Genomic DNA, 4,107 nt, shown 5'->3' with positions numbered 1-4,107 from the left:
TGGAGGGATCGGGGGTAAAATTCAGGTACTTTTTCCCTGAAAATTAGGTAACTGACTACCTCAAAATCGGTAAAACCCTACACCCCACACCCCACACCCCACACCCTGCCCCCACCAACAAACTTTTTCAGCAGACCCTACTTACTGTCATCAAAAATATCTAACTGCTGCAGAGAGGGGGAATTATCCGACTTAACTGGTTTAATTTTCTTAATTCCTTGACGCAAACCGATCGCAATTTTACTATGTTTTTCGATTTGACCCATCACCTGCATGGCACGATCGATCACAGAAGCTGGTAAACCGGCTAATCTTCCCGCTTCGATACCGTAGGATTTATCCGCGCCTCCCGGTCGTACTTGGTGCAAAAATACTATCTCATGGGGTAATTCTTTGACCGTTACCTGATAATTGGCCACATTCTCTAAAATTGAGGCTAATTCGTTCAGTTCGTGGTAGTGAGTGGCGAAAATCGTCCGCGATTGCAGTACCGTGGCTAAATACTCCGCTACAGACCAAGCTATGGATAAACCGTCAAAAGTGGCTGTCCCGCGGCCAATTTCGTCTAGTAATACTAATGATCTGTCTGTGGCGTGATTGAGAATATTGGCGGTTTCGTTCATTTCCACCATAAAGGTGGATTGGCCCGTAGCGAGGTCATCCACAGCCCCCACCCGGGTGAAAATGCGATCGCAGATGGAGATTTTGGCCGACTTTGCTGGGACAAAACTGCCGGTTTGGGCTAACAATTGAATTAATCCCACCTGTCGCAGATAACAACTTTTGCCACTAGCATTGGGACCGGTGAGAATAATCAAGTCGGGGTATTCTAAACCTTCCTGATTGCCCAAATTAATCGAATTCGGCACAAAAAAGCCGGCCCCAAGGGATTGTTCCACCACGGGATGACGACCATCTTTAATATCGATAAGACGACCATCGGCGATTTCTGGGCGACAATATCCCTGATAAACGGCGATTTCTGCCAATGCTGCCAACACATCCAAAGCGGCGACTTTTGTGGCCACTTCCCGAATTTCTGGGGAAAATTCGGCCACTTGACGGCGTAAATCGCTAAAAATCTCGTATTCTAACTTATTTAATTCATCTACTGCCGTCAGAATTATATTTTCTTTCTCCTTTAACTCGGTGGTGATATAACGTTCCTCATTGACTAAAGTTTGCTTACGCACATAATCTTTTGGGGCGAAATCGGCTTTACTGCGGGGTAAACTGATATAATAACCGAAAGTTTTGTTATAATTAACCTTAAGATTACTAATACCCGTTCTTTCTTTCTCTGTCGTCTCCAGATTCTTAAACCAATCGATTACTTCCTGATAGTCGCGCCGCAGGGCATCCAATTGGGCATCAATTCCCTCACGAATCACCCCCCCTTCCTTCAGATGCAGCGGAGGAGATTCCACCAGATGCGCTATCACCTGCTGGCCTAATTTTTCTAAATCGGCGGGAATTTGCTGTAAAGCTTTCAAATAGGGCGAATTTCCCGAAGCAACCAAAGCCGCTAAATCGGCTAATTTGACTAAAGATGCCGCTAGGGAAAGTAAATCGCGGGCGTTAGCCGTTCCTGCGCCAACGCGACCGCTTAAACGTTCTATATCGTAGATTTCCCTTAATTTTTGCCGAATATCTTGGCGCAGGGCGGGATTATCCTTTAACTCTTGGATAGTATCTTGACGGGCGCGAATACCGCGAGAATCTAAGAGGGGTTGCAGTAACCAACGACGTAAGGCGCGACTACCCATGGCCGTACAAGTACGATCAATCGCCCATAATAGAGAACCATAGAAGCTACCATCGCGCACCGTTTGGGTAATTTCAAGGTTGCGACGGGTTTGCCCATCTAAAATCAAAAATTCGGAGATAGAGTAGGTTTTTAAAGGTTGTAGGGGGACTTGATTGGCTTTTTGGGTATCTTCAATGTATTCTAAGAGGCCTCCGGCGGCGCGAATAGCAAGGGGTAAATGTTCGCAGCCCATACCCTCTAGGGAACGCATTTTATAGGTGATTAGGAGACGATTTTTCGCCTCTGTGAGAGTAAAGATAGTTTGGGGACGGAGAGAATAACAAAAACTATCGGGTAAACAGGGGGGGAGATGGTCGGATTTTTCCCCAGGGCGCAAAATACGGTTTAAATCGGGGGCATTGATGGGAAAAAGGATTTCCGAGGGCTGTAAACGGCTTAATTCTAGGCTTAAAGCCGTTAAATCGCTGGCTTGGGTGGTGTAGAATTCTCCGGTGGAGATATCTGAATATGCTAATCCCCAATTTTCTCCGGTAATCACCACAGCGGCCAGAAAATTATTCTTTTTTGCGTTTAACATTCCCTCATCGGTGAGGGTTCCGGGGGTGAGCAGTTTGGTGATAGCGCGTTCTACGAGTCGTTTTTCGGCGGCTGCTTCCGTTGAATCCTCTACTTGGTCACAAATCGCCACTGCATAGCCTTTTTCCACCAATAAACGACTATAACGCTCTAGGGCGTGGTGGGGAACCCCGGTCATGGCGACTCTCCCAATCCCTTTACCCCCTTCCTTGCTGGTGAGAACTAATTCTAATTCTCTGGAGATAATCACCGCATCCTGAAAGAAACACTCGAAAAAATCGCCCACACGATAGAGTAAAAGAGCATTGGGATAGGTTTCTTTTACCTCCACATAATGCTGGTACATGGGGGTGAGTTTATCGCGATCGAGTCCGCGATAATCACGATGGGGATCTTTATTGGTAGCCGGTGGTTCTAGGGGAAAATCCGAGGGGAGAGTCATGGGTCAAAGAAAGCTGGACAATGTTTTAATGAACTGTTCCCCACCCCTTGGCTGAGTGGGAAGTTTCTGACGCTTCTTCGTCGATGGCGGTTGCCTCAGACTTCCGCACTAGGAGAACCACTTCATGGTTCCCCTTGCTGCATCTTCCCCACTCCCCTAGGCTGAGAGTGGGGACTGACGCAGGTTCGTTCAATATTAGATAGACACTTCGCTTAATTCGCGAGTGAGATGGTCAAAGGGTTCAGCGATCAAAGAGGTGTCGGCAATACCCGCCTCAGTAGCCATGGTTTGAATCATTTCGCTCATGATTTGGATACCGCGCACCGTCGGACCGATGGGAACCCCGAGGGAATTATAGGTTTCCCGCAGTCCTTGCAGTACCCGTTCATCTAGAACATTAGTATCGGCAGCCACCAGCGCATAACTGGCATAGCGGAGATAGTAATCCATATCCCGCAGACAGGCAGAATAACGACGGGTGGTGTAGGCATTACCCCCGGCGCGGATCAATTCGGGAACTTCTTCAAATAGACGAATCGCCGCCCCACGCACGAGCGCCGCCGAATTAGCGTTAATGAGGGCGGCGGCAGCTAGACGGGCAGTTCCCGAGGCAAAATATTGTTTAAGATTATCGATCGCATCTCGATCGAGATAACGTCCGGTGACATCGTATTTTCTAATCAGGCTAGTTACCGCGTCTCGCATTATTAAGTTTCTCCCAACAGCAATAAAGACATTTTTGAGTTTCGCTTTATTTATAATCTCACAGGGTTGAACTTCGGGGGACATCCCCAGTCTAACTCTCTTGCTTGTCTAACAATTTGTTGTTTTTTTGAGACATTTCTTTACATTTAAGGCATTGGCTGGACCGGCGCTGGGTGGCGGAATTATCCTTTATTAGTCGAGGTAGTGGACGAGGCACTCAAAATAACGAGATTATCCCGATGAATAATGGTTTCTGCGGCCATATAACCTAATAAACTGGCAATACGCTCGGAATGTTGACCTTTCACTCGATCGATCTCCTCACTACTATAATTAACAATTCCCCTAGCCAATTCCCGGCCTTCTTGATCGCACAATTGCACCGATTCCGAGGCGCTAAATTCCCCCTCCACTTTGGTAATCCCGGCCGCGAGCAGAGATTTTCCCCCCTGACAAATGGCTTGAATCGCCCCGGCATCGAGATAGATTTTACCCATGGGCATTAGTCCGTAGGCGATCCAGCGTTTGCGGGCGTTATCACTGCGTTTTTGGGACTCAAAACGGGTTCCGATCGCCTCTCCTGCCATAATTTTTAAGATATTACCAGGCTGCCGTC

Annotated in this window: 4 protein-coding genes; all 4 read right to left on the bottom strand. The window is 47.6% G+C overall.

Annotated elements, in window-relative coordinates:
* Positions 1-137: 137 nt before the first annotated feature.
* On the bottom strand, positions 138-2,786 hold the full coding sequence (gene mutS, locus PX481_RS09630; RefSeq protein ID WP_125732588.1) for a DNA mismatch repair protein MutS: 2,649 nt from the start codon (positions 2,784-2,786) through the stop codon (positions 138-140).
* Positions 2,787-2,811: 25 nt separating this feature from the next.
* Entirely contained in the window at positions 2,812-2,979 is a 168-nt protein-coding gene (locus PX481_RS09625; RefSeq protein WP_288094488.1) for a hypothetical protein, read from the bottom strand.
* A gap of 2 nt (positions 2,980-2,981) precedes the next feature.
* Positions 2,982-3,491: an allophycocyanin subunit beta gene (gene apcB / locus PX481_RS09620; RefSeq protein WP_002802766.1), complete on the bottom strand. Its 510-nt coding sequence runs from the start codon at positions 3,489-3,491 to the stop codon at positions 2,982-2,984.
* Between the two features lie 182 nt (positions 3,492-3,673).
* Positions 3,674-4,107: PUA domain-containing protein (locus PX481_RS09615; RefSeq protein ID WP_353852187.1), on the bottom strand; the 434-nt coding region annotated here is incomplete at its 5' end.

Source organism: Microcystis sp. M53603_WE2, from assembly GCF_030065435.1.
Note: the sequence above shows the minus strand (reverse complement) of the source record. Positions and strands in the feature narration are given on the sequence as shown.

Bases quoted from the DNA above. Each gene is read 5' to 3' on its own strand.
- mutS (WP_125732588.1), bottom strand. From the start codon at position 2,786: ATGACTCTCCCCTCGGATTTTCCCCTAGAACCACCGGCTACCAATAAA.
- apcB (WP_002802766.1), bottom strand. From the start codon at position 3,491: ATGCGAGACGCGGTAACTAGCCTGATTAGAAAATACGATGTCACCGGA.